General features: G+C 47.2%; 26 protein-coding genes. 7 read left to right on the top strand and 19 right to left on the bottom strand.

Annotation, left to right across the window (positions count from 1 at the left end):
* Positions 1–125: 125 nt before the first annotated feature.
* Together ACJJIM_RS16850 and ACJJIM_RS16845 are read right to left on the bottom strand one after the other, a co-directional pair.
* The gene (locus tag ACJJIM_RS16850) at positions 126–683 is read right to left on the bottom strand and encodes a GbsR/MarR family transcriptional regulator (protein WP_282931244.1); all 558 of its coding nucleotides are present in this window, start codon (positions 681–683) and stop codon (positions 126–128) included.
* Positions 684–819: 136 nt separating this feature from the next.
* Positions 820–1,773 carry a DUF1853 family protein gene (locus ACJJIM_RS16845; protein WP_444911524.1) on the bottom strand — a complete coding sequence of 318 codons (954 nt, stop codon included), beginning with the start codon at positions 1,771–1,773 and terminating at the stop codon, positions 820–822.
* Between the two features lie 263 nt (positions 1,774–2,036).
* Between ACJJIM_RS16845 and ACJJIM_RS16840 the strand changes: the two genes are divergently transcribed.
* The gene (locus ACJJIM_RS16840) at positions 2,037–2,939 is read left to right on the top strand and encodes a bile acid:sodium symporter family protein (protein WP_444892036.1); all 903 of its coding nucleotides are present in this window, start codon (positions 2,037–2,039) and stop codon (positions 2,937–2,939) included.
* 211 nt (positions 2,940–3,150) lie between these two features.
* A complete protein-coding gene (locus ACJJIM_RS16835; protein ID WP_444911523.1) occupies positions 3,151–4,068 on the top strand; it encodes a glycosyltransferase family A protein in 918 nt (305 codons plus the stop codon).
* Positions 4,069–4,148: 80 nt separating this feature from the next.
* On the opposite strand, the gene ACJJIM_RS16830 is transcribed toward ACJJIM_RS16835, so the two are convergent.
* From ACJJIM_RS16830 to ACJJIM_RS16820, 3 genes are all read right to left on the bottom strand, one after another.
* Positions 4,149–6,509, bottom strand: a complete 2,361-nt coding sequence (locus tag ACJJIM_RS16830; protein ID WP_444911522.1) for an autotransporter family protein — start codon at positions 6,507–6,509, stop codon at positions 4,149–4,151.
* 152 nt (positions 6,510–6,661) lie between these two features.
* Positions 6,662–7,456 (bottom strand): OmpW/AlkL family protein, encoded by a 795-nt coding sequence (locus ACJJIM_RS16825; protein ID WP_444896092.1) that lies wholly within the window; start codon positions 7,454–7,456, stop codon positions 6,662–6,664.
* Positions 7,457–7,749: 293 nt separating this feature from the next.
* Positions 7,750–8,679, bottom strand: coding sequence for a LysR family transcriptional regulator (locus tag ACJJIM_RS16820; protein ID WP_413663323.1), 930 nt, complete (start codon positions 8,677–8,679; stop codon positions 7,750–7,752).
* 113 nt (positions 8,680–8,792) lie between these two features.
* Between ACJJIM_RS16820 and ACJJIM_RS16815 the strand changes: the two genes are divergently transcribed.
* From ACJJIM_RS16815 to ACJJIM_RS16800, 4 genes are read left to right on the top strand one after another with little or no spacing between them, the layout of a single operon-like run.
* A complete protein-coding gene (locus ACJJIM_RS16815; protein WP_444911521.1) occupies positions 8,793–9,008 on the top strand; it encodes a hypothetical protein in 216 nt (71 codons plus the stop codon).
* A 5-nt stretch (positions 9,009–9,013) separates the two neighbouring features.
* On the top strand, positions 9,014–9,943 hold the full coding sequence (locus ACJJIM_RS16810; RefSeq protein ID WP_282931252.1) for a sodium-dependent bicarbonate transport family permease: 930 nt from the start codon (positions 9,014–9,016) through the stop codon (positions 9,941–9,943).
* Positions 9,944–9,949: 6 nt separating this feature from the next.
* On the top strand, positions 9,950–10,441 hold the full coding sequence (purE, locus tag ACJJIM_RS16805; protein ID WP_282931253.1) for a 5-(carboxyamino)imidazole ribonucleotide mutase: 492 nt from the start codon (positions 9,950–9,952) through the stop codon (positions 10,439–10,441).
* Positions 10,442–10,453: 12 nt separating this feature from the next.
* The gene (locus tag ACJJIM_RS16800; protein ID WP_444911520.1) at positions 10,454–11,554 is read left to right on the top strand and encodes a 5-(carboxyamino)imidazole ribonucleotide synthase; all 1,101 of its coding nucleotides are present in this window, start codon (positions 10,454–10,456) and stop codon (positions 11,552–11,554) included.
* A 3-nt stretch (positions 11,555–11,557) separates the two neighbouring features.
* Here the strand turns inward: ACJJIM_RS16800 and mnhG are convergent, their stop codons facing one another.
* The 12 genes from mnhG to ACJJIM_RS16740 all read right to left on the bottom strand — a co-directional run bounded on the left by mnhG (position 11,558) and on the right by ACJJIM_RS16740 (position 21,682).
* Positions 11,558–11,902, bottom strand: coding sequence for a monovalent cation/H(+) antiporter subunit G (gene mnhG / locus ACJJIM_RS16795; RefSeq protein ID WP_413663319.1), 345 nt, complete (start codon positions 11,900–11,902; stop codon positions 11,558–11,560).
* Positions 11,892–12,227 (bottom strand): cation:proton antiporter, encoded by a 336-nt coding sequence (locus ACJJIM_RS16790; protein ID WP_444911519.1) that lies wholly within the window; start codon positions 12,225–12,227, stop codon positions 11,892–11,894. The genes mnhG and ACJJIM_RS16790 overlap by 11 nt, the downstream gene beginning before the upstream one ends.
* Entirely contained in the window at positions 12,227–12,700 is a 474-nt protein-coding gene (locus ACJJIM_RS16785) for a Na+/H+ antiporter subunit E (RefSeq protein WP_413663317.1), read from the bottom strand. Before ACJJIM_RS16785 ends, ACJJIM_RS16790 begins: the two co-directional genes overlap by 1 nt.
* 21 nt (positions 12,701–12,721) lie before the next feature.
* A complete protein-coding gene (locus ACJJIM_RS16780; RefSeq protein WP_444896097.1) occupies positions 12,722–14,227 on the bottom strand; it encodes a Na+/H+ antiporter subunit D in 1,506 nt (501 codons plus the stop codon).
* A complete protein-coding gene (locus tag ACJJIM_RS16775) occupies positions 14,224–14,598 on the bottom strand; it encodes a Na+/H+ antiporter subunit C (protein ID WP_444907269.1) in 375 nt (124 codons plus the stop codon). The genes ACJJIM_RS16780 and ACJJIM_RS16775 overlap by 4 nt, the downstream gene beginning before the upstream one ends.
* A 1-nt stretch (position 14,599) precedes the next feature.
* Positions 14,600–15,019: a Na+/H+ antiporter subunit B gene (locus ACJJIM_RS16770; protein WP_444911518.1), complete on the bottom strand. Its 420-nt coding sequence runs from the start codon at positions 15,017–15,019 to the stop codon at positions 14,600–14,602.
* On the bottom strand, positions 15,016–17,301 hold the full coding sequence (gene mbhE, locus ACJJIM_RS16765; RefSeq protein ID WP_444911517.1) for a hydrogen gas-evolving membrane-bound hydrogenase subunit E: 2,286 nt from the start codon (positions 17,299–17,301) through the stop codon (positions 15,016–15,018). Before mbhE ends, ACJJIM_RS16770 begins: the two co-directional genes overlap by 4 nt.
* Positions 17,302–17,520: 219 nt before the next feature.
* Positions 17,521–18,213, bottom strand: a complete 693-nt coding sequence (locus ACJJIM_RS16760; RefSeq protein WP_413663312.1) for a pirin family protein — start codon at positions 18,211–18,213, stop codon at positions 17,521–17,523.
* Positions 18,214–18,315: 102 nt separating this feature from the next.
* Positions 18,316–19,218, bottom strand: coding sequence for a LysR family transcriptional regulator (locus tag ACJJIM_RS16755; RefSeq protein WP_413663311.1), 903 nt, complete (start codon positions 19,216–19,218; stop codon positions 18,316–18,318).
* Positions 19,219–19,323: 105 nt separating this feature from the next.
* Entirely contained in the window at positions 19,324–20,295 is a 972-nt protein-coding gene (locus tag ACJJIM_RS16750) for a glutathione S-transferase family protein (RefSeq protein WP_413663310.1), read from the bottom strand.
* A gap of 47 nt (positions 20,296–20,342) precedes the next feature.
* Entirely contained in the window at positions 20,343–20,774 is a 432-nt protein-coding gene (locus ACJJIM_RS16745; protein WP_413663309.1) for a DoxX family protein, read from the bottom strand.
* A gap of 170 nt (positions 20,775–20,944) precedes the next feature.
* Positions 20,945–21,682 carry an OmpW/AlkL family protein gene (locus tag ACJJIM_RS16740; RefSeq protein ID WP_413663308.1) on the bottom strand — a complete coding sequence of 246 codons (738 nt, stop codon included), beginning with the start codon at positions 21,680–21,682 and terminating at the stop codon, positions 20,945–20,947.
* A 396-nt stretch (positions 21,683–22,078) separates the two neighbouring features.
* Here ACJJIM_RS16740 and ACJJIM_RS16735 point away from each other — a divergent pair, with 396 nt between their 5' ends.
* Positions 22,079–22,945 (top strand): alpha/beta hydrolase, encoded by an 867-nt coding sequence (locus ACJJIM_RS16735; RefSeq protein WP_413663307.1) that lies wholly within the window; start codon positions 22,079–22,081, stop codon positions 22,943–22,945.
* 390 nt (positions 22,946–23,335) lie between these two features.
* Here ACJJIM_RS16735 and ACJJIM_RS16730 read toward each other — a convergent pair whose 3' ends face one another.
* Positions 23,336–24,598, bottom strand: a complete 1,263-nt coding sequence (locus ACJJIM_RS16730) for a hypothetical protein (RefSeq protein WP_413663306.1) — start codon at positions 24,596–24,598, stop codon at positions 23,336–23,338.
* Between the two features lie 36 nt (positions 24,599–24,634).
* Positions 24,635–25,519 carry a hypothetical protein gene (locus ACJJIM_RS16725; RefSeq protein ID WP_413663305.1) on the bottom strand — a complete coding sequence of 295 codons (885 nt, stop codon included), beginning with the start codon at positions 25,517–25,519 and terminating at the stop codon, positions 24,635–24,637.
* Between the last annotated feature and the right edge of the window lie 754 nt (positions 25,520–26,273).

Here is a 26,273-nt window from a genome sequence, read left to right as displayed (position 1 = left end):
AATATGCCGGGGCTTTTAGCCATGGATTTGGCCCTATGGGTTTCTCCCCGGAATAAGTGCTTCAGATGAAGGTGTTATTTCGCTTTGAGTGCAGCGGTATATTCCTCGTGCTAGCGTTTTTTTCGCTAGTTTGAGGTGTTCTGTCCACCTGTCATCTTACTTTTGAGTTCCAGTAGCTTGACGATACCGGAGCCTAGCTTCATCAATTTAAGCAGGTCCTGGTGTTCTAGCTTGCTGAGTGTGTTGGCAAATTCTTCGAGTAGCTCCAGCAAGCTGTAAACTTCCTGGATTTTTTCCTGTGCCTGGGCATCCAGCTCATCTTGGGGCTCATTGAGCAGCAGCTGGCGAAGCAGACTTAATGTAGGGTCGAGCTCTCGCTTGCGGCGCTCTTCGAAGACAGTGCGAGCGAGGTCCCAGATTGACCCAGCTGCAGTGAAATAATCTTTGCGATCGCCCGGTTGATGGTGCAGCTCAACCAAGCGCCAGGCCTGTAGCTCTTTGAGCCCCATACTGACATTGCCACGACTGATCTTCAGTGCCTGGGCCAATTGCTCGGCATTGAGCGGCGTGGGATGAATGGTGAGTAGGGCAAACATTTGTCCCACAGTGCGATTGAATCCCCAGCGGCTACCCATTTCACCAAAGTGCAGTACGAATGCCTGGGCTTGACTCGATAGTTTCATTTACTTCTTAAGTTTCAGAAATTTCTGAAAATTGTAAATGTAAATTGATCTATGTCAATCACCAATTTAGAAAATAATGTGAGGCAAGCGAGAGGCTCCCGGATTCTGATCTGGGGAGAGGCTGGCGCAGCCGGGGTTATATGCTCAAGCTACTTTTGGCTCTTTGGTACCAGTTGTCGGGCACGATAAAGCCTCTGCAGGCTTCGCCATTTTTATCGACGGCGGCGATGCACAGGGGGTGGGTAAAACTTTCGGGCAGCAGTGCCTCTAGCAATTGATCGGCAGTCATGCCGGTGGTGCTGCTCTGAGGCGCCAGCCAGGCTTGCTTGGGGAGTGCCAGCCACTCGAGAGCACCGCGGTTTGCCTGGCTCAGGGAGAGTGATCGAAACTCGGATAACGATACCCACCAAAGATCATGACTGGAGGGCCGGTGAAGTGTATCCAGCGGTTTGAATAGCCTCCCAGGCATTAGCGCCCACTGGCGATCTATCTCTAGGCCGTGCTCTTTCAGCATTGATTGAACTGCCGGCATTTTAATCAGTGGCAGTTGATGATCTGCCATTCTTGCCAGTTTGATATCCAGTCGGTCCTTGATTCCAGGCCCCACCCAATGGATATCGGTAACCTGGAGATAAAACTTTACGGCAATTTCCCAGTGTTCACACTGGTTGCTGGGCAGGTGTTGCACGACGAAGTCGAGTTCCCCCAGTGTCTTGCCGCCGGACCTTAGAGGGAGGTTTTGGTAGAGCAGCTGGTAGTCGGGATGTTTGTCAAAGGCAAATGACCAGAGCCTTTCAAAGTAAGTGCCCAAGCGGTTGTTGGGTTTGTTGAGGTTGAGTTCGTGCAGGTAATTATCCAGTTCAGGGGAAAGTACATCTTTTACTTTCGGGCAGGAAAAGTATTCCAATAGGGACTTTCGTCGCGTGGGTAGAAGCCAGGGGAGTTGGTTAGCTGCACTAAAAGCTGTAACGGAGCCCTCGCTAGTGGGAATATCCGAACTTCCCACGGACCACATTAAGTTGTCCCAATTATCTACCTGTCCGCTTTTCAGGGAGGAAATCATGGCCTTCTGTATCATTTCCTGAGTCATTAAACTTCTGTATATTGCTAAAATACCAGACAGATTGGTGAAATCATCTATGATTGCTTTACCATCTGAACTAAAAATAATAATTACACTTATAAGAATCGATCCGAGCACCAAAAAAATCAGCGAATTACCGATGTCGAAATAAGTCCCCTGGCAGTGAAGTTTCTGCCTTGATTTCGTTATCCATCTCCAGTGCCAGCTTTATTCTGGGAGTTGATTTTGGTCGGGTATTTTTCTTACAGTGACTGATACTGGAGAAAATCATGGAATCAGGTCCTCTTATTTCGATCGGCTTGCCTATCTCGCTGTTTATTATCATGGTGGGAATAGGGATGACCCTAACTGCCAGGGATTTCCATCAGGTAACGGTAAAGCCCATTGGCCTTATTATCGGAACTTTTACCCAAATTCTCCTGATGCCAGCTATAGCAATTGGCCTCTGCTGGGGATTAAATCTACCACCGGCCATTGCTGTTGGCCTAGTCATTATTGCCGCCTGTCCGGGAGGCACAACATCGAACCTGTTTACCTTGATGGCTCGCGGCAACGTGGCGCTTTCTATTGTATTAACAGTTTCTGCCAGCCTGATTACAATTGCCAGTTTACCGCTTTTCGCAAATTATGCGCTTCGAACTTATTTCGGCGCTGACCAGACTATAACTCTGCCATTCGCCAGTACAGTGGTGATGTTATCCAGTATTGTCCTCTTGCCTGTTGTGATAGGGATGCTATTTCGTGCCTGGAGACCGCACCTGGCTCGCCGCGCAGAGGGAATAGTCAGTATTTTTGGCGGGGTTGTATTGCTTGCACTGGTAGCAGGCCTTATCTGGGGAATTCGCGATCGCCTTGCAGACTTGATGGTTCAAGCTGGACCCTCGGTCATTCTATTGAATCTCTGTGGTGTGCTATTGGGGCTTCTTATCAGCCGGGTTGCTGGCCTGCCAAAGCGGGAGGGGGTTGCGGTTGCAACGGAACTCGGTATTAAAAACAGTACCATCGGAATGATGGTAACTCTCACGCTCTTACACTCGAGTGAGATGTCAGTGCCCTCAGCAGTTTACGGTGTATTGATGTTCCCATCTGGCGTTCTTTTGGCGTTATATGGTCGCCGTGGTGCAACGAAAAAACTGGCCTCTGAGACGGAAGGAGCAGGTGAAGTAGGGTAGTAAACGTTGCATTTACCGAAAACTAGACCATACCTTTACTATTGAGGGTGTGGTCGATCTTGGAAAATTGAGCTCGCCTATACCAATTTCTGTTACTGCACTATGAATTTCAATAATTCTAATGTGCGGCCACGGATTACTGAATGTCCTTTTTAGGTATATGTCTAAAACCAGGCATTGAGTTGTCTCAACCCCAGATTGTAAAGTCAATATGTTCAAGGGTTTTACGGCGAAGCGCAGCAAGAAAAATACAATCAACAACAACCTAAAATTAGATGCTCTGGTCTGGAAGAGAATATTGGAGCAGTCGACCCTCAGTGGTAATGATTCTGGGGTAGGTAATGCGGCTAAACACAGTATTGTTGTTTCTCTGACTAGTTATGGAAAGCGAATCCATGATATCCATTTGTGTATCGAGAGTTTATTTCAGCAGTCGCTAAAGGCGGATTTAATTGTACTTTGGCTATCGACCAAAGAATTTCCAGATTATATGTTGCCCAATATTTTAATGAGGCAGGTGGATCGTGGGTTGAGAATTGAATTTGTTGATGAAGATCTAGGACCTTACACAAAGTATTATTACACGCTTCAAAAATTTCCTGATAGCCTGATAATCACGGTGGATGACGATATCCTCTACCCGGTGGATACCATCGATATGCTGTATCAGTCATATTTAAAGTTCCCGTCACATATTTTTTGTCATCGAGCTCACAGGATAGGTGTTGATAAAAAAGGCAATGTATTACCTTACAATAAATGGAGGACAACGCGGGAAACTTGGAAGTGCAATATTAATATCAAACCTTCTTATCGTGTTTTTCCTACTGGAGTTGGGGGTGTTTTATATTATCCCGGCTCTTTACATCCCGATGTTCTGAATAAAGATAAGTTTTTGGAGTTATGTCCTAATGCGGATGATATCTGGCTTAAAGCCATGAGTATGAGGCAAGGAGTCCGTTGTGCAAGAGTGCCAGATGTTCGTTTCTGGAGGGATAGGTTTTTAACAATCCCTGGGTGTCAGGCTAGCGGCTTGAAGAAACAAAATTTAAAGGGAAAGTGTGGTAACGATAAGAAAATACGCAGAGTATTCTCTGAATATAATTTATCTCAGTTACTGTTAGAGTGAATAGGCGCTGCTTAATCTAGAGGTAATGTAGCTGTCGCACTCTAAGGTTGATATTTGGCTTTCAGTTTAATCTCAAATTGCTACCACTTATAACGAAATCCTAATTCCAGGCCTCCGGAAAAACTATTCCCCAGGTTTTCCAAACTGCTGCTGTAATAAATTTCTGAATAGATAGAGCAGTGATCACCGCACTCATCGTAGCTTGCGCCCAAGCGCAATTCACCGTACCAGGTGTCAGGTTTTTGACTGAGTCGGGTTTCCGATACGAGTAAATTAGTTCTCTGGTCGATATTGTAAATAAGGCTCGGAGTTGCGAACAGAGAGAACCTTTCCAGGGGAATTGAGCCATACATATTGCGACTACTCTTACGTTGGCTCTTGCGCTTTTCAAAGATGGTTCCCAAGCGTAAGAGGAAGCCATTGTTATTGATATCTGTGGCTTGTACGGCATAGATATCCTGCAAGTTGTTGGCTTCCTCCGAGGTGTAAATCAATTGCGCATGGGGTGTCCAGGAATAGTAATCATGCAGTTTAAAACTCTTGCCGCCCTCGATAGACAAGGCGTAACCAAATGCTTCATCGCTATTATTGAGTTCGCGCAGTGATTTGGCATCCATTTCAAAGTCAAACCAATTTAGCTTAAGTTGACTATCAATAAAAATGCCATCCAATCCATACCAGGTGACAAATGCGCTGACGCCGTAGTTACTCGCATCGATTGAGCCATCACCAAAAAATGAACTCACATCGTTATTTGAATCGCCGTAGTGTAAAGCGGCGCTGCCAATAAGTTGGCTTCCAAATACGGAGACTTGTATTGGTAAATCAAAGCCCACTTGTACTTGATAGTAAGTCTGTTTCCAGTTTGCACGGGTACTGGATTCATTGGGGTCAAGGGTAATATGCCGGGCAGAGTTCCTGATCCAAAGTCCACGATTATCAATTGCCTGCTCTTGGGCATCGCTATACTCGCTACTGGCCAAGTCCAAATAGCTTGTACCTACCCAATAGCGATTGCCCAGGCGGCTGCGTAGTGAAGAGGGAATATTGAGTGTTCTGAGAATTTGCGGGAGGGCTTCGTAGAGTACTGCAGTAGGTTGCCAGCGGATCATTCCGCCTTCAGGAAATACTGAAGAGTTATCCACAGTTGAACGCAAATACCAGCTGCCATCATCACTTCCTCCTGCGCCGTTCTGGTGCAATGTGTAAGCATAGGCTCCACCTATCACTGCCTGCTGATCATCTTTACTGACAAAGTCTCCTGCCAGAGTGAATTGTGCATTTGATTCGCCTTTGACGGAAACCACCTTAATACCATTGCCCTCTGTCCGCTTTCCTTTACCTGAGCGGTTAAATACAGAGATAGTGGTGGTGCCAGAGCTGTCTCCTTCCACAATTAGTTGATCGCTCTGTGAAAAATCATCTTCAAGGACGGCGTCTACCCATAGGCGCCCATTATTAGAGCGGTATTGCCCATAATTTCCATTATCGTCTTTGGTTATGGTGAGGGTGTTGAACCTATTGTTGGATAGATCAATGGTTCCACTATTGGATACATCTCCTGAAATTACATAACTGTCGCTATCAAAAAATGCCTGCCCACCCCAGCGAATATCCAGGCCGAGGGAATTTCCTTCCGAATCGAGACCTCCTCCGACAGCTAAACTCCCAGTGAATGTCATTTTGGAGCTACCCCAGATAACGACTCTTTCCCAGTTGTTTAGAAGAGTCCCATCAACGGAGTAATCCAATTTAAATATTAAATTGTCGACTTCACCATCATCTGCACTGAGATCATCACCACCATCCAGTATGACATCTCCATCGAAAGAGTGTGAATCTATCAGTAGGGTGTCTGATCCGGAGCCGCCTCGAATTTCGTTACTGATGCCCTCATCCCAATAGATATAGTCATCGCCGTTTCCGCCATCCAGGTAGTTAAAAATGAACCCTCCATCCAAGGTGATGGTATCGTTTCCTTCTCCTCCCCAGACGTGAAAGGACAGCCCATCGAGTAGAATCAGGGTGTCATCTCCATCGCCTCCATGAATGCCTCCTCCCCCGAGATAATTCCCTACATCACTGGATCGCTCGTCGAGAGTTATCGTATCGTTGCCAGCGCCACCGTCGGCAAATAAGGTAACAATTCCTCCCGTGATAGTAATTTCGTCATCTCCCTCTCCCGCAAGTACATTTTCCGCCGTTCCACCGTTAAGAATGATGGTATCGTTGCCGGCATAAGTTTCTATGTCCGCACCATCGGGGTCATTGTCTTCGTCACAGGTGATTTCATCTACGGCAGTGGTGCCACTATTGCCGGGGGTACATTGTGCTAGAGAATGGCGGCTAAAAATAAGCAGTGCAGAAACCGTCATAATGAGTAGGAATATTTTTACGAATCCTACAGAAGAAAGCTGGAAACCAGTTTTTTGGGGAGACACAGTTATTCCTTTATATTGTGCCAGATAGTTGTAATACCGATTAAGTTTTTAGCGGCGAAGTTATAGTTGGGGACAACGCAGCTCGAGTATGACTTAACTTCAAATTTTAAGAGTATTCGCTGTCGCCCAACTGTATGAAATCGTTCCGATAACTAAAATTTAATACCCACCCCGAAATTTATGATCCAGGGGTTGTAGTCAAAATGGGCATAGAGGCGATCCCTGCCCAATTCAGTGGGGAAGTCGATAGTGGCATCGGTGTCTGCCAGGTAATAAATCGCGGATGCGTTAAGTAGTAGAGGATATCTCCAGTCGCGGAAATCAAAGATATAATCCAGGCCGGCTTGCAGCCCCCAATCCCACGAGTGCCCCATATTAAATGATCCCGGTGCGACCGAGAGCTCTGAATCTATCAGGTATTCGTTAAACTGGCGGCTGATTTCAACGGTGTGGAAATTGGTGTAATTGATTCCTGCACCGATATAGGGGCGAGCGCGATAGGATGGATCTAAGAAGTACCAGTTGCCGAAAACCATTGTCGTTGTAGTGCTAAAGTCGCCGAGCTGGATTTGGTTTCGCCCAGGGTTGCCGGTGAAATTATCCAGTTTTGTACCATAGCTGGCGCCATTAATATGCATTAATTCTATGCCCCAGCGATCGCTGGGCCGCCACACTCCCGATATTTGCCAAGCATGGGTCGAGTCGATTTGCCAACTGCTGTTGTATAAATCCCATTGCTGTAAAACTCTATATTTAAGCGCTGTGCCCTCATCGTTTGGCTGGACATAAGTCAGGCCAAAACGAACAATAAATTCACCCCATTCGATATCACGCCAATCATCCTGGGCATGGGTCGATAGTGCTGAGAGAGTGAAAAGTAGAGTAATAATTCCTTTATTAATTCCTTTTGCGGTCATCTCGATATCCATCTCTGAAAATCCGGACACAGGCAAAACTGCTTATCTGCCATAGGTGGCTTTGGTTGATAATTATTGGCAGTGCATGGGCCAAGTACCCCAAAAAGTAGCAGGACTGAAAAAGGTCGCAGGGAATTTTTCAAAATTTGAGGCCTAAATTATCTAGCTAGGTTTACAGGGAGAAGGGAATTTATAAGGAGAGAAAGAATAATGCGCTTGGTGCCTTTGGGGGTATAAGTGTCTAATCGGGTTTACAGGGAAATTTCCACTGCGAGTCTTGGGTGCAGTGTATTTTTTCCCTCTTTTCCAGTGATAAGGCTGGGCTACGGGAGATTACCCAGTGGCACTTTTTCCAGATTGCGGGCGTATTCCAGGAACTTCTGTGCTGCTGGTGATAGTGGACGTGATTTGCGTCGAGCCAGATACCAGTGTGTGACAATGGGAAGCTCTTCGACATCGAGAATTGACAAGCCTGCGCGCCCGCCAAATGCCAGGGTATGCTCCGACAATATAGAGACCCCTAGACCGGACATAACCGCGTGCTTAATGGCTTCATTGCTCTCAATGGTCATACGGAGCTTGAGGTCTACATTGCGTTTGCGCAGGAATTGTTCAATGGCATGGCGTGTACCGGAGCCCTCTTCCCGATGTAGGAACTGACATCCTGCAAATTCTTGCAGGGAGATTTTCTTGCGGGAGGCCAGTGGGTGGTTCTCAGGCGCTATAGCCAGTAAGCGGTTAGGTAGAAACTCCACCAGCTCCAGGTCCTGGCTCTTTGGAGGGTGGCTGAATACGTAGAAGTCATCTTCATCCTCACCAGTGTAATCAATGATCTGTTGGCGGTTGCCCACCCTGAAGTGGATATCCAGTCGCGGATGCTGCTGATAAAACTCCCCGATCAGGTGGGGGATAAAGTATTTGGCGGTAGTCACTACTGCCAGTTGTAAGCTGCCGGTATCCAACCCTCGCAATTGGGCCAGTTTCAGGTCCAGATACTCGTAACTCTTCAGGATTTCTCGGGCACTTTCTACCAGGGTTTGCCCGGCCTCCGTAAATTGCAGTTGCCTGCCCACCGAGTAATACAGAGGTAGACCCACCGCATCGGAGAGTTTGGCCAGCTGCATCGATACGCTCGGCTGGGTTAGGTGCAGTTTTCTGGCTGCGGCGCTGATATTGCCCAACTCATAGACACAGAGCAGGATCTCCAGTTGTCGAACGGTTCCAATGCGGGCATGGGCACGAGTTAGGGGCACAAAATCACCTATATAGGTTTGAGCTTATAGTTTACATAATAAATATCTATTTTTATCTATCAATAGCAATTCCGATAATGCGGCAATTTCAATAACCAGTGGGGGCATTATCAATGCAGAGATCACAACTCTTCTTTGGCGTGGTTGTCGGCTTGTTAGTTTTATGCGCAGGCTTGTCAGTAAATCTTGCCGGTATGAACGGGGTTCCCTTGATGGCTGTAGGCTTAGTGGTGGTTCTGGCCAATGCTGCTTACTGGCTGATGGCGCAGCAAACCCCGAAACGCATACGTATCTCCAATAATCGCTCCAGACTGCGCCGGGGACAGTGATAGAGATGCAGTTGGATATTGTTGTTGGTTTCTTTCTGCTGGGCGCCTTTGCCCAGCTGGTTCGCAGTGACCTGCGTTTACCCAAAGGTCTTTACCAGAGCTGCGTTATCTTCCTGCTAATCGCCATCGGCCTAAAAGGTGGTGCTGCTTTAAGTGCGTATTCTGCTGCCACCCTGGTTCCCCAGTCCCTGGCGGTGGTGGCTTTTGGTGCTCTGTTACCTCTGGTGGCTTTCCCTATCTTGCGCTGGATTGGCAAGTGGTCACGTGTGGATGCGGCGGCAACGGCGGCGCATTATGGGTCTGTCAGTGTTGCCACCTACGCGGTGGCTGTGGCCCTGCTACAGTCACAGAATATTGAATACGAAGCGTATTTCCCTCTGTTTGTAGCACTTCTTGAAGTCCCGGCAATCATTGTCGGCATGCTGTTGGCGCGGCAATCGATGGGCAGTTCGAGTAAGCGCCGGGTATTTCACGAGGTCACCTGCAACCAGGGAGTACTGTTGCTCCTGGGGGGAATCGTTATCGGAGCCTGGGCTGGAGAGCGCACCGCTTCAGTAATGCCTTTGTTTGGGACCCTGTTTCATGGCATATTGGCGCTCTTTCTGCTGGAAATGGGGCGTGTCGCTGCGGCGCGGTTGGCCGATGTTAGAGGGCAGGGTGCTTTCCTGCTCAGCTTCGGCATTTTTATGCCGCTGATTGGCGGTGCCGCTGGCGGTATCTTGGGGAGTTTGTTGGGTTTGTCGCCTGGTGGTATCTTTCTGCTCGCGGTGCTCGGTAGCAGTGCCTCTTATATCGCTGTGCCTGCGGCTATGTCCGTTGCCCTGCCGCAGGCCAATGCTAGTGTGTCCATCACTTTGTCCCTGGCAGTTACCTTTCCTTTCAATGTGCTGGTGGCGATTCCCGTCTATCTGGCGCTCGTTCAATATTGGAGTTAATCGCAAGTGAAGCCGATTCCCTTTGAAAAAGTCACTATCGTAATGGGTTCCCGCTCAGATTGGGCCACCATGAGCAACGCGACTAAGCCTCTGGAAGAGCTCGAAGTTCCCTTTGCTACTGCTGTGGTTTCGGCCCACAGAACTCCCCAGCGCATGGTTGAATTTGCCAGCCGTGCCCACGAATCCGGTACCGAAGTGATTATTGCTGGCGCCGGCGGCTCCGCCCACCTGCCGGGTATGATCGCTGCTTTGACTCCTCTGCCTGTGATCGCAGTGCCGGTTGAGAGCCGTTTTATGACGGGTATGGACAGCTTGTTATCCATTGTGCAGATGCCTCGCGGTGTGGCGGTAGCAACCCAGGCGGTCGGTGCTTCCGGTGCCTACAATGCAGGTTTGATGGCTGCGCAGATGTTGTCTTTGGCTGATGCGGAATTGCAGAAGCGCCTGATCGCCTGGCGTGAGCGTCAGACCGAGCAAGTCCCGATCACGGTTGAGTGATAGGAGATCGTTGTGAGTAAGAGACGAGTTGCCATTATTGGCTGTGGGCAGTTGGCACAGATGATGGCTCAAGAGGGGCAGCCCCTCGGAGTGGAGTTCAGTTTCCTGGCTGAGACCGGTGAAAACACGGACTGTGTGAAGGGACTGGGGACTATCGTGGAGATGGAACCGGGACAGGATCCTGAGGCCTTATATCAGGCACTGGGACGCCCGGAAGTGATCACCAGTGAGAGAGAGCAAGTGAGTGTGGATTTGCTGCGCTCATTTCAGCCCTTCTGTCCGGTATATCCGGACCCGCATATTACAGAGAAGGCCCAGCACCGCTTGCGTGAGAAGCGAGCACTCACAGACTCTGGACTGCCTGTTGCACCTTTCGCAGCAGCACAGGGTGAAAAAGAGCTGCGGGAAGCGGTCGACCAACTGGGATATCCGGCGTTTATTAAGAGCTGTGAAAATGGCTACGACGGCAAGAACCAATGGTGTGTGAAGAGTGCTGCAGACTTGGATGCTGCCATTCCCCAAGCTGGTGATCAGGAGTGTGTGGTTGAGGCTGGGGTGAATTTCGCCTGTGAAGTCTCCATTATCGGTGCTCGTTCGGCATCCGGTGAAATCAAAGCTTACCCGCTGACGGAAAACCGCCACCGCAACGGCACCTTACTGCTGTCCACCGCTCCCTACGACAACCCGGAGCTGCTCAAGGCCGCAGAGGGTTACCTGGCGACCCTGTTGAAGGACTGGGACTATGTGGGTGTATTGGCCGTTGAGTGTTTTGTCAGTGAGAGCGGCCTGATTGTCAACGAAGTGGCACCGCGAGTTCACAACAGCGGTCACTGGACCTTTGTCGGCCCTGAGGCCAGCCAATTTGCCAATCATATCCGCGCGATACTGGATATGCCCCTGGGCGATACTGCCTGTCCGGTGCCGGTTGCGATGGTCAATATGTTGGGGGTTGATGTAGCTCCGAAGCAGGATAACGATGGTGTTTGGCTGTACGGCAAAGCACTTCGCCCTGGGCGCAAAATGGGTCATGTCATTTTACAGGACCCGGATATGGAGCACCTGCGCCAGCGCAGCGAAAATATGATTGAAGAACTTTACGGCGAAAAGATTTAGTGCTTACTGAATATTGCGCATCGGGTTCTTGAACTTGAGTTTGTAGCCGGTACCCCGCCACATGGGAGTGCCGGCTCGATAAGCCGCCCGGGCAATCATATGGACACCGATTGGCACTGTAAGTAATAAGAATAAAATGGCGGCAATGGCCCTGGCTGTCACCTGAGCGTCACTAAAAAGAATTGCTACGCCCGCTAGCAATAATCCGCAACACACCGTAGCCCCTTTTCCCGATGTACTCATTCGAGTGTAAAAGTCCGGCATTCGCAGCAAGCCCAAAGCGGCGCTGAACCCAAAAAAACTGCCCACCAGAATTATCAAAGCGATAAAAATTTCATCAAATGTCATCACGATCCCTATGGCTGTGGGTGACTGTGCGCGAGCCGCTTTTTTCAATAAAACGGGCAAAGGCCACACTCACTAAAAATGCGACCAGGGCCAGGGCGATGGCAGCGTCCAGATACACGGGCTGTCCCGAGGCAATTGCCAGTAGTGCACAGTAGGCTACCGCCAAAATATTGAGAACATCCAGGGCGACAACCCTGTCTGCTAAGGTGGGGCCCAAAGCGATACGCAGGAAGCACATCACCAGGGCGAGTAACAATAGAAAGGAGGCAATATTGATTGCTACTGTGACCAGTGGCGAATGAATATCGATAATTGTGAGAAACATCAGGAAACGGCCTCCTTAACCCGTTTCTCAAATCCCTCCCTAATCTCCTCGCGAAAGGTTTCTGGATCACTGACAAACATAGTATGTACGATTAAGGCATCATTGTTGGGTGTGACATCCAATACCATAGTGCCCGGTGTCAGCGAAATTAAGTTAGTGAGAATAAAAATCTGGTTTCTATCGAGCCTCTCCATGGGTAGTCGTACTACCAGGGGCCGGCTTTGCAAGCGGGGCGAAAAGACTTCGTAGGCGGCACGCAGGCTGGATAAAACAAGCTCCTCGATAAAGAAAAAGAATAAATGAGCCAAACGGGGCAAGCGGGTAAAATAAGTCTGTGCCCCGGGTAATATAGGTGAGACTCGCAGCGCCAGAAATCCGATCAGAAAACCAAAGAAAAAATTTGCCATGGAAGCATTGCCGGTCAGGGCCGACCAACTGATCGCGAGCAATAAATTTAATAGAAAAATACGCATTTCTATTTATCCATCCCAAAGTTAATGAGTGGTACCTGGTAACACGGCGTTCAGGTAATCATCAGGCTCCAATAACTCTCCGGCAGCCCCCAGGGAATATTCGATAAAAGGCTCGGGCACCAACCCCAAAGCCAAAGTGATTAATGCCAGTAACGCGACTGGTAACAGCCGCTGGAAGCGCTCTGCGCCGCTGAGGCTATATAAATTTTTGCAGTGCTCCTGGGGGTGTGGCTTCCAGAATGCCTCTGCCCATATTTTACTCATTGAAAACAGGGTAAGCGCCCCGGTAATCAATGCGACTGCAGCGACGATATAGGCGGCCTGGTCGAGACTTGCTTTAACTAATAGCAGTTTCGCCCAGAATCCAGATAATGGTGGGAACCCCGCTAAGCTAAATGCGGCGATAAAAAAGAAAGTAGAGAGAAGTGGGCTGGCGCGATATAAACCACCAATTTCATTGAGCTCATAACTGCCAGTAAGGCGCTGTGCAGTACCGCTAATCAGGAATAAATTTGTCTTTGCCACAATATTGTGGACCATGTAGAACACAGATCCGGCCAATGCTAAAGGGCTGTTCAGTGCTAATCCCAATACCAGGAATCCAATCTGGCTGATGATATGGAATGCGAGTATCTTGCGGAATTCGTACTGTGCTGCTGCGCCCAAAACACCCGTCAGCATGGTGAGTAATGCTGCTCCCAATAAGATATCCCGGGTGAATTCCAAATCATTGGGAAATATTAAAGTAAAGGTGCGAATTAGCGCATAGACGCCGACTTTGGTCAGAAGACCGGCAAATACAGCGGTTACAGCGACAGGTGGAACATGGTATGAAGCGGGCAACCAGAAAAAGAGTGGAAATATTGCCGCCTTAATTCCAAAAGCGCAGATAAAAATAACTGCCAATGTTGAAATCGCGACGGGATTTTGTACTTCGACCAGAGAAATATGCAGCTGTGCCATATTAAGGGTGCCGGTGAGTCCATAAAGCAACCCAATAGAGGTCAGCATCAACAGCGTGGATACAAGGTTTAATGCTACATACTTGATGCCACCGTCCAGCTGTATTTTTTCACCTCCCAGCACCAGCAGTGCGAAAGAGGCAATCAGCATCACCTCAAACCACACATACAAATTAAATAAGTCGCCGGTGATAAAGCTACCGCTGACACCGGCCAACAGCAGTTGAAAGAAACTGTGAAAGCCAAGTTTCACCCGCTTCTCACTGATATCTGAAATGGCAAATAGAGAGACACACAGACCCACGATGGCACTGATCAACAGCATTACCGCACTGAGCCGATCGGCGACCAATGTGATTCCGAAGGGAGCCTGCCAGTCTCCCATTTGCCCAGCTTGAGGGCCCTGGCTTTCTACCAGGACAAGAATATAAAGGTTAATGCAAAGGGCGGTAAGGCACCCCAATATCGAAATACCAGAGCAAAGGTATCTACGGCCTCGAGCGGGAAATGTGATTAACGCCGTGGCGATAGGGATTAGGAATGGCAGGGCCAATAACCAACTCAAGTGGTCTTCTTCCTCTTGGGTTTCACAGGCTCGGCAATACGCATGCTATCCACATCCAATGTACCCAGCTCACGGTAAGCCTGGGCGATCAGGGCCAGGGCAAAGGCCAGCAGGCCGAAGCCAATTACGATCGCAGTTAGGATCAGGGCCTGGGGTAGGGGGTTGGCAACGATAATTTGTGGGGCTTCCTGGCCCTCGGGTACCAGGGGTGGTGAGGCGCGAGTCAACCGCCCGGCGATAAAAATTGCCAGGTTGGCGGCATTGCTAATTAGTACCAAGCCAAATAGATAGTGCAAGAGATGGCGGGCAAGCATCAAATATACGCCGGTAGCAATCAGAATACCGACGACAACGGCGAGGGGAGACTCCATATCAACTGGCCTCTTCCAAGGCAAAAATGAGTGTGAGAACGGCTCCAAGTACTGTCAGGTAAACCCCAATATCAAAAAACAAAAGATTGCTGATAATGATTCCGCCATCTTCCTTGCTGCCTACCAACGCGAACCACTGCCCGGAAAAGGGACCGTCTCCCCAAAATAGAGCCATCAATCCAGATAATCCGGCGATGACAACTCCCCAGGCGGCGAGAGTCCCTGGAGGTATGCGCAGAGCACTTTGTGCCGCCTCCATACCCCAAGCCATGGCAAATAAGGCAAAAGCTGAAGCGGCAATTAATCCAGCAATAAATCCGCCTCCGGGATAATTGTGTCCACGCAACAGCATATAAATGGAGAAGACCAAGATCAGGGCTACCAACACACGGGTCGCTGTCTGTAGGATAATAGAATTCACTGCTTGCCCCGTCTTAAATGATGACCGAGTAAAGTCACCGCAGCGACAGCTGCGGTAAACACCACAATAATCTCCCCGAAAGTATCCAGGGCCCGGAAGTCCACCAGAATGACATTGACGATATTGCGCCCATGAGCCTCGGGTACAGCAGCTTCCTTGTAAAATTCACTCACTGGGCTCTCGAATGGGGTTTGCAGAACCACCAGAATGCTAATGGTAAATAAAAGGCCAACTGTGGCACCGAGCAATGCATCCCTTGGACGAAAGCCTTCCTTCTTGCCGGGAGTAAATACCGGCAGACGTGGAAGAATCGCAGCAATTAATACCAAGTAGAGTGTTTCCACCAGAATCTGTGTAATGGCCACATCCGGTGCACCAAAGAAGAGATAAATTAGAGCGATACCCACACCGAGAGCGCCGAGAGCGCAAATGGCGGTCAGAGGTTTACGCGCAAAACCCGCAGTAAATGTACCTCCTACCGTCAGCAGTATGGCTGCCCACTCTTTTAAATTAAGTCGTGGCGCAGTGTATTCCAGTGAGAAGTGGCCGGTATGAACAAAGGCATAAAAAAGGGCCATCGAGAGCGTAACAAAAATGACTGTGAGATAACGACGCATAATTCCATTTTGCAATATGCGTGTTTGCAGTGCGGCAAAAGCTTTTAATAGCTCTAAGGATTTATCCCACAGTAAATCGGCGCTAGTTGGCGCATGGGTAAAGTCCCAGTTTAACCAGGCACGCATACGTTTTAAATTGACATACATAATCACCCCGAGCACAAAAGTAAGAATGCTCATCAGGAGCGGAATGTTAATACCGTGCCAGAGTTTTAGGTCGATGGTTTCCGGAAGGCCAAGTATCGCTGTCAGTGCCGGTTCCACCAGTCCGCCACCGACTAAGTCCGGGGCCAAACCAAATGTGAGGCCGAAGGCACTTAAAACCAGTGGGCTTATCCACAAACCGGGGGGTGCCCAGCGAATACGACTGGCATCTTTGGGGGGAGGGCCAAAGAAGGGTTTGATGGCCACCATGCCGGCTACTGTCACCGTAACCGCATTGGCAAAAATTGCTGCTGTGCCCACCAGTGCGGGCTCTGAAGCGACCGCCAGTGCACCTTCATATTTAAGTTCTTTACCAATAAATCCAAGAAACGGCGGGAATCCTGCCATGGATAGGGCTGAAGCCAGTGCAGCTATAAAAGCAAAGGGCAATAATTTCGCCAGACCGTGCAACCTAGTTAAATCCCGGGTACCTGTCTGCCGATCGATAATGCCCACCACCATAAACAGTGCGGCTTTATAAAAAGAGTGAACCAGCAAGAAAGTAATTGCAGCGGCGACGGCAGCTGAAGCATCAGAACCCAGAAACATGGTGATAGTGCCGAGGGCAATAACGGTGGTATAAGCGAGGGCCAGTTTCAGGTCTGTTTGACGCAGGGCGGCCAATGCCGCTACTGCGGCAGTGGCAATACCGGTGCAGGTTAAAATCCACTCCCAGTATTCAGTGTGAGCCAGTACCGGATGTAGGCGCGCAAGAAGGTAAATACCGGCTTTGACCATAGTGGCGGAATGTAGATATGCGCTCACCGGTGTTGGCGCCGCCATGGCATTGGGCAACCAAAAATGGAAGGGCAGCTGTGCCGACTTTGAGAATGCTCCGATAAGTACCAGTATCAAGATAGGAAGATACAGTGAACTGGATTTAATCTGTTCCCCTTTAATTAACAATTCTTCAAGATCATAGCTATCGATAATCTCTCCCATTAATAGGAAAGCAGTTAGTAAGCAAAGTCCCCCTAAGGCAGTTACTAGTAAGGCTTGCAAAGCTGAGCGTCGTGCAACAGCACTGGAGTGGTTAAAGCCAATCAGGAGGTAGCTTGCGACTGTCGTCACTTCCCAAAACACAAATAAAGTAATGAGATCGGATGCCAATACCAAACCCAGCATTCCGACCATAAAGAGATAGAGATAGAGGAAGAAACGTCGCAATAGTGGATTGCCGCGTAAATACTCAGCGGCGTAAATGGTGATAAAAAATCCAATACCGCTGATTAATAAGGCAAATAAGAAGCTGAGGCCATCGATATAGAAGCGTAGGGATACGCCCAGCTCTGGAACCCAATTAACGCCAAAGGAAAACTCTCTACCTGCGGAAATATCAGGCAGGTGAAAAAGCAATGACAAGGCGACAATGGCCGGAGGAATCGGAGAAAGCAGGGAGATCCATCTTCCTGGCGTTTTTTTATCGCCATTGCGACTTTCCATGTCGCCTGCTGATCCCATTATTTTATCCCTGGTGACTCGATTCCTATATACAGCAGTGATTCACTGCCAAGTTAATAGTTTAGGTGTAAACCAGAGATTGTCGCTTTTAGAGTGAGTAGTCTTGTGCTTGTGAATATGAATATGCCGGTTAGATAGAGTTTAATACCTGTTACGAGAAGCGGTATCTTAGAGCAGGTTTACAGCCCACACAGAATTAGTCTGTTGATAGATCGCCTACTATCGAGGCAAGTCGAACCATAGTGCGATAAGATCATTTACTGAAGCGGTTAATACTATTTTTTCCTGATAAACTCCCAAGCCATCTCCCGCCACGAGCAGGTGGCTGCCATTGAGTTCGGCATTACCAGCGATGATATGAAGATATCCTGGGCGTTTAAGGGTATCCAGCCTTAAACTCTCACCGGTGCGTAGCTGGAGGCGAAATAAGCTGGCATTCTGGTGAATAATTAGTGAGTTATCGCGTCCATCGGGAGTTACCAATGGAGTTAGCGCCCCAGCTTGAGTAATTGTCTTTTGTTCATAACTGGGTTGAATATCTTTCCGGTTAGGCTGAATCCAGATTTGTAGGAATTTAAGATTTTTAGTCTTTGAGTGGTTATACTCTGAATGGGTAATACCTTTACCTGCACTCATTCTTTGAATCTCACCGGCGGGAACGACAAAGTGGTTTCCCTCGCTATCTAAATGTTCGATAGCACCCTCCAGAATATAGGAGATGATTTCCATATTTTGATGACCATGAGTGTCAAATCCTGCCCCAGGCTTTACGGTATCATCATTAATAACTCGCAGCGCGGAAAACCCCAGATGATTCGGGTCATAATAGTGCCCAAATGAAAAACTGTGTTTGCTGTGTAGCCAACCAAAACGGGCTTGCCCCCGTTCCCCTGATGGTCTGAAGTAGTACATAGCCGGTTCCTTATCGGTAGAAATAATTTGGCTATGGTAGGCTGCTGTGGTTATAGGAGATATTGGATAATAATGAATCGGTTATTCGTATTAATAGAATGTTTAAGATTCTTCAGAGGTTGGCATATCTAAGGTCAGTAATCTTAGCTCACCAATAAACTCTCTAGCGGCAGGGCCTAATTTATCCTGGTCTTTAAAGTTCAAGAAAAAACTTGTGGAGCGCAGGCTGCCGTTTTTTAACTTAAGCTTTTTAAGCGTCCCAGCATTGAGTAACTTAGAAATTAGGGGGATGGGCAGCCAGGCGAATCCGAGGCCCTGTTCAATAAGATCCAAGGAGGCCCGTAAACTACCTACCTTCCAGCGCTGTTCGGCTCCCAGCCAGCCTGAATCCCTGTTTGTCTGCATAGCTGAGTCCCGCACAATAATCTGTCGATATAATTTCAGATTCTCGTACGTCAGTTCGCAATTTAATTGATGTAGCGGATGATCTCTATGAGCGACAGCGACAAATTCTATACGGCAAATTTCATCGTTGAGAGCATTTTTCATACGAAAGACAGAAAGGCCTAAATCCACAAGCCCTTCTTGGATCAACTCATTGGTACCGGACAATACGGTATCGACAATATCGATATTCACCTGGGGATATCTCGCCGAAACTTTCTCCAGTGCCTGAAAAACCACACTTTGGGGGAAGGCGCCATCTACAGCGATACGCAGTTCTGATTCCACACCTTCACCAAGGGTTTTGGCAATATCCTCGATACGGGAGACTTCATCCAGCAGGTATTGGCCACGGCGCAGCATTAGGCTGCCAACTTCCGTGAGTATCACTTTGCGGCCAGATACCTCAAAAAGCTTGACTCCGAGAGCAGCTTCCAGGTTGCTAACCGCATTGTGAATACTGGATTGGCTTTTGTGGACTCGCGCAGAAGCCTGATTAAAACCACCGGCATCCACTACCGCTTTAAACATGCGCCATTGTTCTAAGGTGGTTTTTTGCATTATGTAACCCCTGATTCTTATACCGGTAGTTGTGGATAAACATCAAGGGTAAAGCTGTACGGCCTAGAACCCCAAATACTTGCCCCAAGCGAGGGGCAAGGGCATTTATACCCGATTGTGGGGGCTGTTGTAATCGATCATCGGACCCACCGGTACCACCTGGCTGGGGTTGATGGATTTATGGCTAAAATAGTAGTGGCGTTTAATATGGTGGAAATTCACTGTCTCTGCGATCTGGGGCCATTGGTATAGTTCCCGGACATAATTGCGCAGGTTGGGGAAATCTTCCAGACGCTGCCGGTTACACTTGAAATGGCCGTGATAAACGGAATCAAAGCGAATTAAAGTTGTGAATAGTCGCCAATCTGCTTCAGTGACCTTATCGCCTGTCAGGTACCGCTGCTTACCTAATATTGCTTCTACCTTATCCAGGGCATCAAATAAGTCTCGGTAGGCTTCTTCATAAGCGGATTGAGTCGTCGCGAAACCACAGCGATAAACCCCGTTATTGATATTTTCATAGACCAATTGATTTATGGCTTCGATATCTTTCTGTTTGTCTTTGGGATAAAAGTCCTGTGTATCACCGGTAATTTCATTAAACGCACTATTAAACATGCGAATTATTTCGGATGACTCATTGCTGACAATGCAGTTTTGCTGTTTGTCCCAAAGTACTGGGACCGTAACGCGGCCGGAGTAGTCGGATTTATTGCGAGTGTAAACCTGATGCATAAAGTCATAAGCAAATAGTGCATCACCGCTACTACCCTCATCGGTATTGAAGCTCCATCCCTGCTCAAGCATATCCGGGCTTACAACGGAGGTGCTGATATGTTCTTCCAGCTTTTTCAACTTGCGGAAAATCAAGGTGCGATGAGCCCAGGGGCAGGCCAGGGATACATATAGATGGTAGCGCCCGGAATCAGCTTTAAAGCCACCTATGCCACTGGGCCCTGCGCTGCCATCGACAGTAATCCAGTTGCGTAACTGTGCAGCCTCTCGCTTAAATGCGCCACCTGAATTCTTGGTGTCATACCACTGGTCGTGCCACTGGCCATTAATTAACAATCCCATGTCATACTCCTAAATAGCGGTTGTTTTGTGACTGGCTTCAGATGGAATCAATGTGTTTTCTTTTTGTTGTCCAAGCTGAAACGACCAGCGCCATGGGCTGCTATCACCAGAAAACCACCGGCTATAGCCAGGTTCTTAAAGAACATTAGAAACTGCATTTGATCTTCCAGGTTGTTATGGAACAGGAGCGCAGTGAGTAAGCTAAATCCGGCGAATGCCAGAGCAGTTAATCGAGTTTGAAAACCCGCAATCAGAGCTAAGGCACCGCCTATCTCAAATAGGATTACCAATGGGAGTAGAAACTCGGGTAGACCACCGTAGGCCAGGTACTGAGCGCTACCCTCATAGTTTTGGATCTTGTTAACGCCTGCCAGTAAAAAGATTGCTGCCAAGCCAATACGTCCGGAAAGGTCTGCGACGGCTGGAAACAAGGAACCACTGGGGGCATTTGATGCTGTGGATAAAGTGGAAGTATTCATTGTGTCGGTCCTTAAACTGTAAATTGAGTGCCACTGCGGAGTAGCTGCTGTGGATAAAGGGCAGTTTATAGAGGACGAGTAGAATGAAAATTGGTTAAATTCGACCATATCATTCGAATAAATCGAACCTCGGATTGGCCGAGTTCATTGAGAAGTGGACAAAAGGCCGCTCAAAAGTGATAGCCGATACCTATTGAGTAGACCCAGGGGTCAATATCTACATTCACATTGATGCGGTCGTAGTCGTTATCTTCTGTGCGGAAGCGAATTTTTGCCTTGGTATCGATACTTAAGTACCAGATAGCCGCATTAAACAGCCAGTTGCTCTCTCGTCCAAAGGCAATATCTATGCCCACTTCCCCTGCCAGGCCCCAGGAATTGCTCAGGCTCAAGGATGCTCTTGAGTCTGCACCCAGGGCTGTATCGAAGTAGTTTTGTGCCGTGCGGCTGATATCTTCATCGAAGAAATGGGTGTAGTTAATTCCCACACCAATATAAGGCTGTACCCAGGACTCGGTGCATACCGGATACCATTGTACGCTGAGGGTTGGGGGAAGGTGCTTGATGTCACCCAGGGATACCCGACCCAGTGGATCACCGGTATCCGGGTCCGGTAAACCGCGCACATCAAGATCGTGCCGGAAAGGTACAGCTGCTAGTAATTCCAGTCCCCAATGGTCTGCAAATAACCAGGTACCCGTGATGCTAGCGGAGTAGCCTGTATCCACGTAGACCCGGGTATAGTCCAAGGGGGTGCCATTTAGGCGGAGTCTGCCAGAGTCGTCGTTTGGATCGACCGCAGCAGCGCCAACGCGAACGATAAAATCTCCCTTTTTATAGTCTGCAACCGACTGACCGGTAAGCAATAGTACCGTGCAAAAAACTAATGTCAGATTGATTCTTTTCATGCCCAACTTTCCAGAAGTACGACTGAAAATATGTAGGAGGGTTGATAGCTACAGGAATACTGTAATCTATCGCTAGATTATTAGTGTAGATGTCTTCGAGGTCTGGGTTTATAGATAGCAAGAGCTGAGGCGCAGTAATTTATTGGTATAACTTTGTAAGCTTCTGCTGGGAATAAATTCCTATTTTCTGAGAAAGATTGCCCAGAAAAGGGTTTGGTTTCCTATTGCGCGGATAATTGTAGAATCGGTTAATTTATTGAGTGAAATTGCCCTGTATTATTTTGTGTTTTTACGTTGATATGTATTTAGCGATTCCTGATCAGTGTATTTTGCTTAATGTGCAGTAAAACTCACTATCAATGATCATATAAGACACCAGGCTAGAGATTTAATAACATGCTTAAGATAATACAGGGAGCAATGCAGCTCACAGGGCGACTATCCCCAAAGTTATCGGCAAATATTGCAATGTATCTGTCTTCACGACCCAGACGCTATGCTGACTCCGAGCGTGAGAGATCGCAGCTGGCCCAAGCCAAGAAGATTACCTACCGGGGTGCTTTAGGTACAGAAAACACAGCCTGGTCCTGGGGTGAGGGCCCTGTGGTGATTCTATGCCACGGCTGGGAGGCCAAAGCCGCAAAAATGGCAACCCTAGCAATGGCAATTGCCGATCAGGGTTTCCAAGCGGTAGCCATCGATGCTACCGCTCATGGCCACTCTGAGGGCAAAGTTTGTAATTTCGATATTATGGCGAAAGATATCTGCTCTCTAGCCAGACAGTTTTCGGAAATATTTGCCATCGTCGGTCACTCGATGGGCGGAATGATGACAATGCGTGCACGGGAATTTGGGCTTAAAGCCCGGTGCTACGCAATACTTGGCTCACCGAGTGCTCCCCTGCCCATTATAGAAATTATGAAAAAAATGCTGAAGGTGAGCACTGGAACAGCAGAGTTATGCCAAGACAAGATTGCCAGTCAAATAGGGTATTCTTGGCAAGAGTTGTTGCAGTGTAAAATGTATACACCGGAAGAGACCCCGCTTCTGATGATTTACGATACTGAAGACGATGAAGTGCCGATTTTTCATGGAGAGAGAATTCATAAAACCTGGCCCGCAGCGGAGATGATTAAAATCAACGATGTTGGTCATCGGAAAATGGTTTGGGATACTGAAGTGATAGAATTTGTGGTGGAGTTTCTGTTATCAAATGCTAGTAATGAAAAAATAGACAGCATTGATATAAATAAAATTGCTTGATTGCTGTAATAAGCTCTCAATCTTTATTTGTCTGGTAAATATATTAAATGTTAACTTTTTAATCTTTGTGATTTTGGGGGATACATTAGTAAATTAATTCGGGGAGGCTTTCGATTTTTAGACATCTATAAATATATAAGGGTTTCTAGTTTTAAATGTATATTTTGTGATTAAATTTGGAGATGACCTTTAGGGGTGGCCTGCTAATTTTTAGATGGGTACGCAATGCTTAATTGCGACTTTGTAAAAGCACTAGGTGTTTCTACTAAGTCGCACATTAATTAAAAATTGTTGAGAAGGTCAGTGGTTATAAAATTATTTTGGAGTATCCTGTAGTCATTAATTTATAACCCACTTTTTGATCTTATAAATCTAATATTCTTATCTTACTCAAGCAGATAGCTGCTCTATAAGATCTTCATCGCTTTCATACCAATATTCGTTACCTCGTCCAAAAGTACTGCTAGCGGTTGCTTGTACCGCTCGGACTTGGCTTGCCCACTTAGTTGCCTGAGTTTTACCAACCACAAAAGCGACACCAGTAGCGAATATGGCAGTCCCAACTCCGGCTGCAGTAGGGTTGCTCATGGCAGCTTCAAACACGTTCGATAACATGCTACCTTGTTTTTGAATACTAATGACACCTGTCTCTTTTAAGGCAACTGCTGTTCCGCCGGTAGTGAACGCTGCCGCGCCGATTCTTTTAATCTCACCCCAGGAGTTTTCTCTTCCTGCGGCGGTTTTAAGATTGCGGGGGTTAGTATTGCTATCTACATAGGTGAGGCCAACGACATTGCAGAGCTTTTCCAACTTGTCGGGACTTGCTCCTACTGGGTTGGAGAAGAAAACTTTTTGTCCGGACATTTTATTGCGCAAATTGCGAACTATTTCCTCATCTTTTGCTTCAAAACGGCTCAAAGAAGGGGTGTTCTGCAAAATTTCCAGCGCGCGCTGGAAAGTCTTGGCACCCTCACCGTGTACCAACCAGTTGACGGATTCTTTGGCGCTTGCTGCCTGCTGAATCAAGGAGGTCAGGCCATCGACAGATGGAAGTGCACTATGTTCTTTATTGTTAATCCAATAAAGTGAGTAGAAGTTATCCATCTGGGGAATGTCTCTGGGCAGTATTTCAGTCCCTCCATAGGATTTCTCAATATGCCTAACTAACAGTTTTCCAGCAGAGTCCTTTGAGCGAAACTTACCGCTTACTGCTGCATAATGAGCACCATTCCATTTATGCTTCAGATTCATTTGCTTGCCGGGAGAGTCACCTGTTCCCCAAGTGCTTCCATCATATTGAACTCTGTAAACTCCTGTTCCTTGACTTCCGGAATCTGTTTGCAGTGAGTTGTCGAAATGGAGTTTATGGATCAACACATCGCCATTGTCGATATAGTACTCAATGGCCATACCATTGCGTACCAGATAGCGAATAGTCCCGGCGCCATTGGCGCTCTGACTGCTGCCAGTATCGGCATTCAGGCTTATGAGTGCGCGCAGTAAAGTGGCAGAGTAGTAATTAGTCTGTGCCTCTTGCTTTACTTTTTCATACATAGGGTAGTGAGTATTGTTAACATAGACATCGCGGCCCTGTTTTGTACCCATTGGGGCCATTTCAATAATCTTGGTCCAACCGGCTCTAAATGCTGGCATATTATTTCCTTATAATAAATACAGGTAAAAAATCTATTAAGGTGTAAAGCTAGGCGGCGGCGAGCCCTTTTCAACCACTTCAAGTAAGTCTTCCCCAATTCCGCAATTACCTTCACGCACTTTATGGTAAATCCAGGGTTCTGGGGTGCGGGTTTCGCTAAAGTGTGAATTTGGAAATCGTTGGATAACTTCCTCTTTTCGCTGTTGCATGGCTGGGCTCAACTCTAATTGAAGAGTTGAGTAAGTTTCAGACATTAATTTATCCATGGCGGTAATACTATAAATGGCAGGTGCGTAGCCCATAGCATTAAAATAAACATTAATATAGTATTGGTCATCCAGCGGGGCATAGAGCTGAGAGTGATAAACGGCTTCACTAAATGGATTTTTCCGTAATTCCTGTTCGCTACATTTTGGGTGCGCCTCACAGTAAAGCCAGTCTGTACCGTTAATATCCTTTTTCTGCCATTTCACTGGGGCTGCTCTAGGATTCATATCCAGTTTGGGAGGGCCGTAGCGAAAATACAAATCTCTTAAAATGATTTGCTCTAAATGACTTGGATTAAAGCAGCTCATACTCTCCGGTAAATCATCTACACGGAAGATCCTAACTATCAGTGAAAGGAATCCATATTCCATGGAAATCCAGGGGGGGCCATAAAAGCCCCAATGGCGTTTTAAAATGGACTGCCCAGGCATTCTCCCTTCTTGGTACCATTTGCCACGACTTAGATCGTCATAGGCCTCCCGGTTATAGATATCAAGACGGGGACCATAATATTCCTCGTCAATATCGGGCACGCTGTTGGGCGGTATTGAGATGCTAAAGCGGCTACCGGACAAGTTGGCAGTCAGTGTTTCAAGTTTGTCCCGATTTGGTACAAATGGCTTTTTTCTGGAGGCAAAGAGGCGTTCAAACATAGACTTGGTGGTTCCTATCCACAACGCTAGCGCTTACAGGATTTTGGATGCCGCATTATAGTGCTGGCCACATAATGAAATGCAAACTATTTCACGTTTTTATTGTGAGGAGCGTCTTATTTGAGGTACGCTCGTGCAGTAATCGGGTATGTTATCAGCCAAGTATTATTGGTGGGGAATCTTTTCTATGGAGTTAAGTAGATGGGAGCCATTTATACTTGTTTAAAATCATTATTGACTGATTGTTTCTGCAGTGTAACAAATGTGTTAGAAGAGTTAACAAGCCAAATAATAGACCCTTTTGGTCACTAATAAAATAGGTATCTCTAATTAATAGAAAAACAACATAAATTAGCATACCTAATTTTTGAGTTAATTTTGACAAGATGTTTTTTTCAACTTTGATATGAAAGGTTTGCTAGCCAGTAGACATCCTGCATGATAAAAAATAAACACTGAATAAGAAATAAATAGAATTACAAGAAACTGGTTTCGAAGTTGATGTTGGTGTTCATAATATATAAGTTGGGATGTCATCTTTGTTATACCGTTGGTAGATACATAAAATATAGTTACATAGCTAATGTTTAAGTAATATTTTCTAGGTTTTCTCTCTCTGGCTTTGAGGTGAAAAGTTGGCTTATTATAGTTTTACAAATTTCTACTGCATTGATCTCATCAGCTTATTGATAGATTGATACATTAATTTTTTAAAATCCAGTAATAATGGTCTTAACGACGGATTACTCACTGC

It is taken from the genome of Microbulbifer maximicatervae (SeqCode) (genome assembly GCF_052467615.1).
This window is presented reverse-complemented; position numbering and strand designations above follow the sequence as displayed.

Coding starts and splice junctions, on each gene's coding strand:
- ACJJIM_RS16850 (WP_282931244.1), bottom strand. CDS start 683: ATGAAACTATCGAGTCAAGCCCAGGCATTCGTACTGCACTTTGGTGAA.
- ACJJIM_RS16845 (WP_444911524.1), bottom strand. CDS start 1,773: ATGACTCAGGAAATGATACAGAAGGCCATGATTTCCTCCCTGAAAAGC.
- ACJJIM_RS16840 (WP_444892036.1), top strand. CDS start 2,037: ATGGAATCAGGTCCTCTTATTTCGATCGGCTTGCCTATCTCGCTGTTT.
- ACJJIM_RS16835 (WP_444911523.1), top strand. CDS start 3,151: ATGTTCAAGGGTTTTACGGCGAAGCGCAGCAAGAAAAATACAATCAAC.
- ACJJIM_RS16815 (WP_444911521.1), top strand. CDS start 8,793: ATGCAGAGATCACAACTCTTCTTTGGCGTGGTTGTCGGCTTGTTAGTT.
- ACJJIM_RS16810 (WP_282931252.1), top strand. CDS start 9,014: ATGCAGTTGGATATTGTTGTTGGTTTCTTTCTGCTGGGCGCCTTTGCC.
- mnhG (WP_413663319.1), bottom strand. CDS start 11,902: ATGACATTTGATGAAATTTTTATCGCTTTGATAATTCTGGTGGGCAGT.
- ACJJIM_RS16790 (WP_444911519.1), bottom strand. CDS start 12,227: ATGTTTCTCACAATTATCGATATTCATTCGCCACTGGTCACAGTAGCA.
- ACJJIM_RS16785 (WP_413663317.1), bottom strand. CDS start 12,700: ATGCGTATTTTTCTATTAAATTTATTGCTCGCGATCAGTTGGTCGGCC.
- ACJJIM_RS16775 (WP_444907269.1), bottom strand. CDS start 14,598: ATGGAGTCTCCCCTCGCCGTTGTCGTCGGTATTCTGATTGCTACCGGC.
- mbhE (WP_444911517.1), bottom strand. CDS start 17,301: ATGGGATCAGCAGGCGACATGGAAAGTCGCAATGGCGATAAAAAAACG.
- ACJJIM_RS16760 (WP_413663312.1), bottom strand. CDS start 18,213: ATGTACTACTTCAGACCATCAGGGGAACGGGGGCAAGCCCGTTTTGGT.
- ACJJIM_RS16755 (WP_413663311.1), bottom strand. CDS start 19,218: ATGCAAAAAACCACCTTAGAACAATGGCGCATGTTTAAAGCGGTAGTG.
- ACJJIM_RS16750 (WP_413663310.1), bottom strand. CDS start 20,295: ATGGGATTGTTAATTAATGGCCAGTGGCACGACCAGTGGTATGACACC.
- ACJJIM_RS16745 (WP_413663309.1), bottom strand. CDS start 20,774: ATGAATACTTCCACTTTATCCACAGCATCAAATGCCCCCAGTGGTTCC.
- ACJJIM_RS16740 (WP_413663308.1), bottom strand. CDS start 21,682: ATGAAAAGAATCAATCTGACATTAGTTTTTTGCACGGTACTATTGCTT.
- ACJJIM_RS16735 (WP_413663307.1), top strand. CDS start 22,079: ATGCTTAAGATAATACAGGGAGCAATGCAGCTCACAGGGCGACTATCC.
- ACJJIM_RS16730 (WP_413663306.1), bottom strand. CDS start 24,598: ATGCCAGCATTTAGAGCCGGTTGGACCAAGATTATTGAAATGGCCCCA.
- ACJJIM_RS16725 (WP_413663305.1), bottom strand. CDS start 25,519: ATGTTTGAACGCCTCTTTGCCTCCAGAAAAAAGCCATTTGTACCAAAT.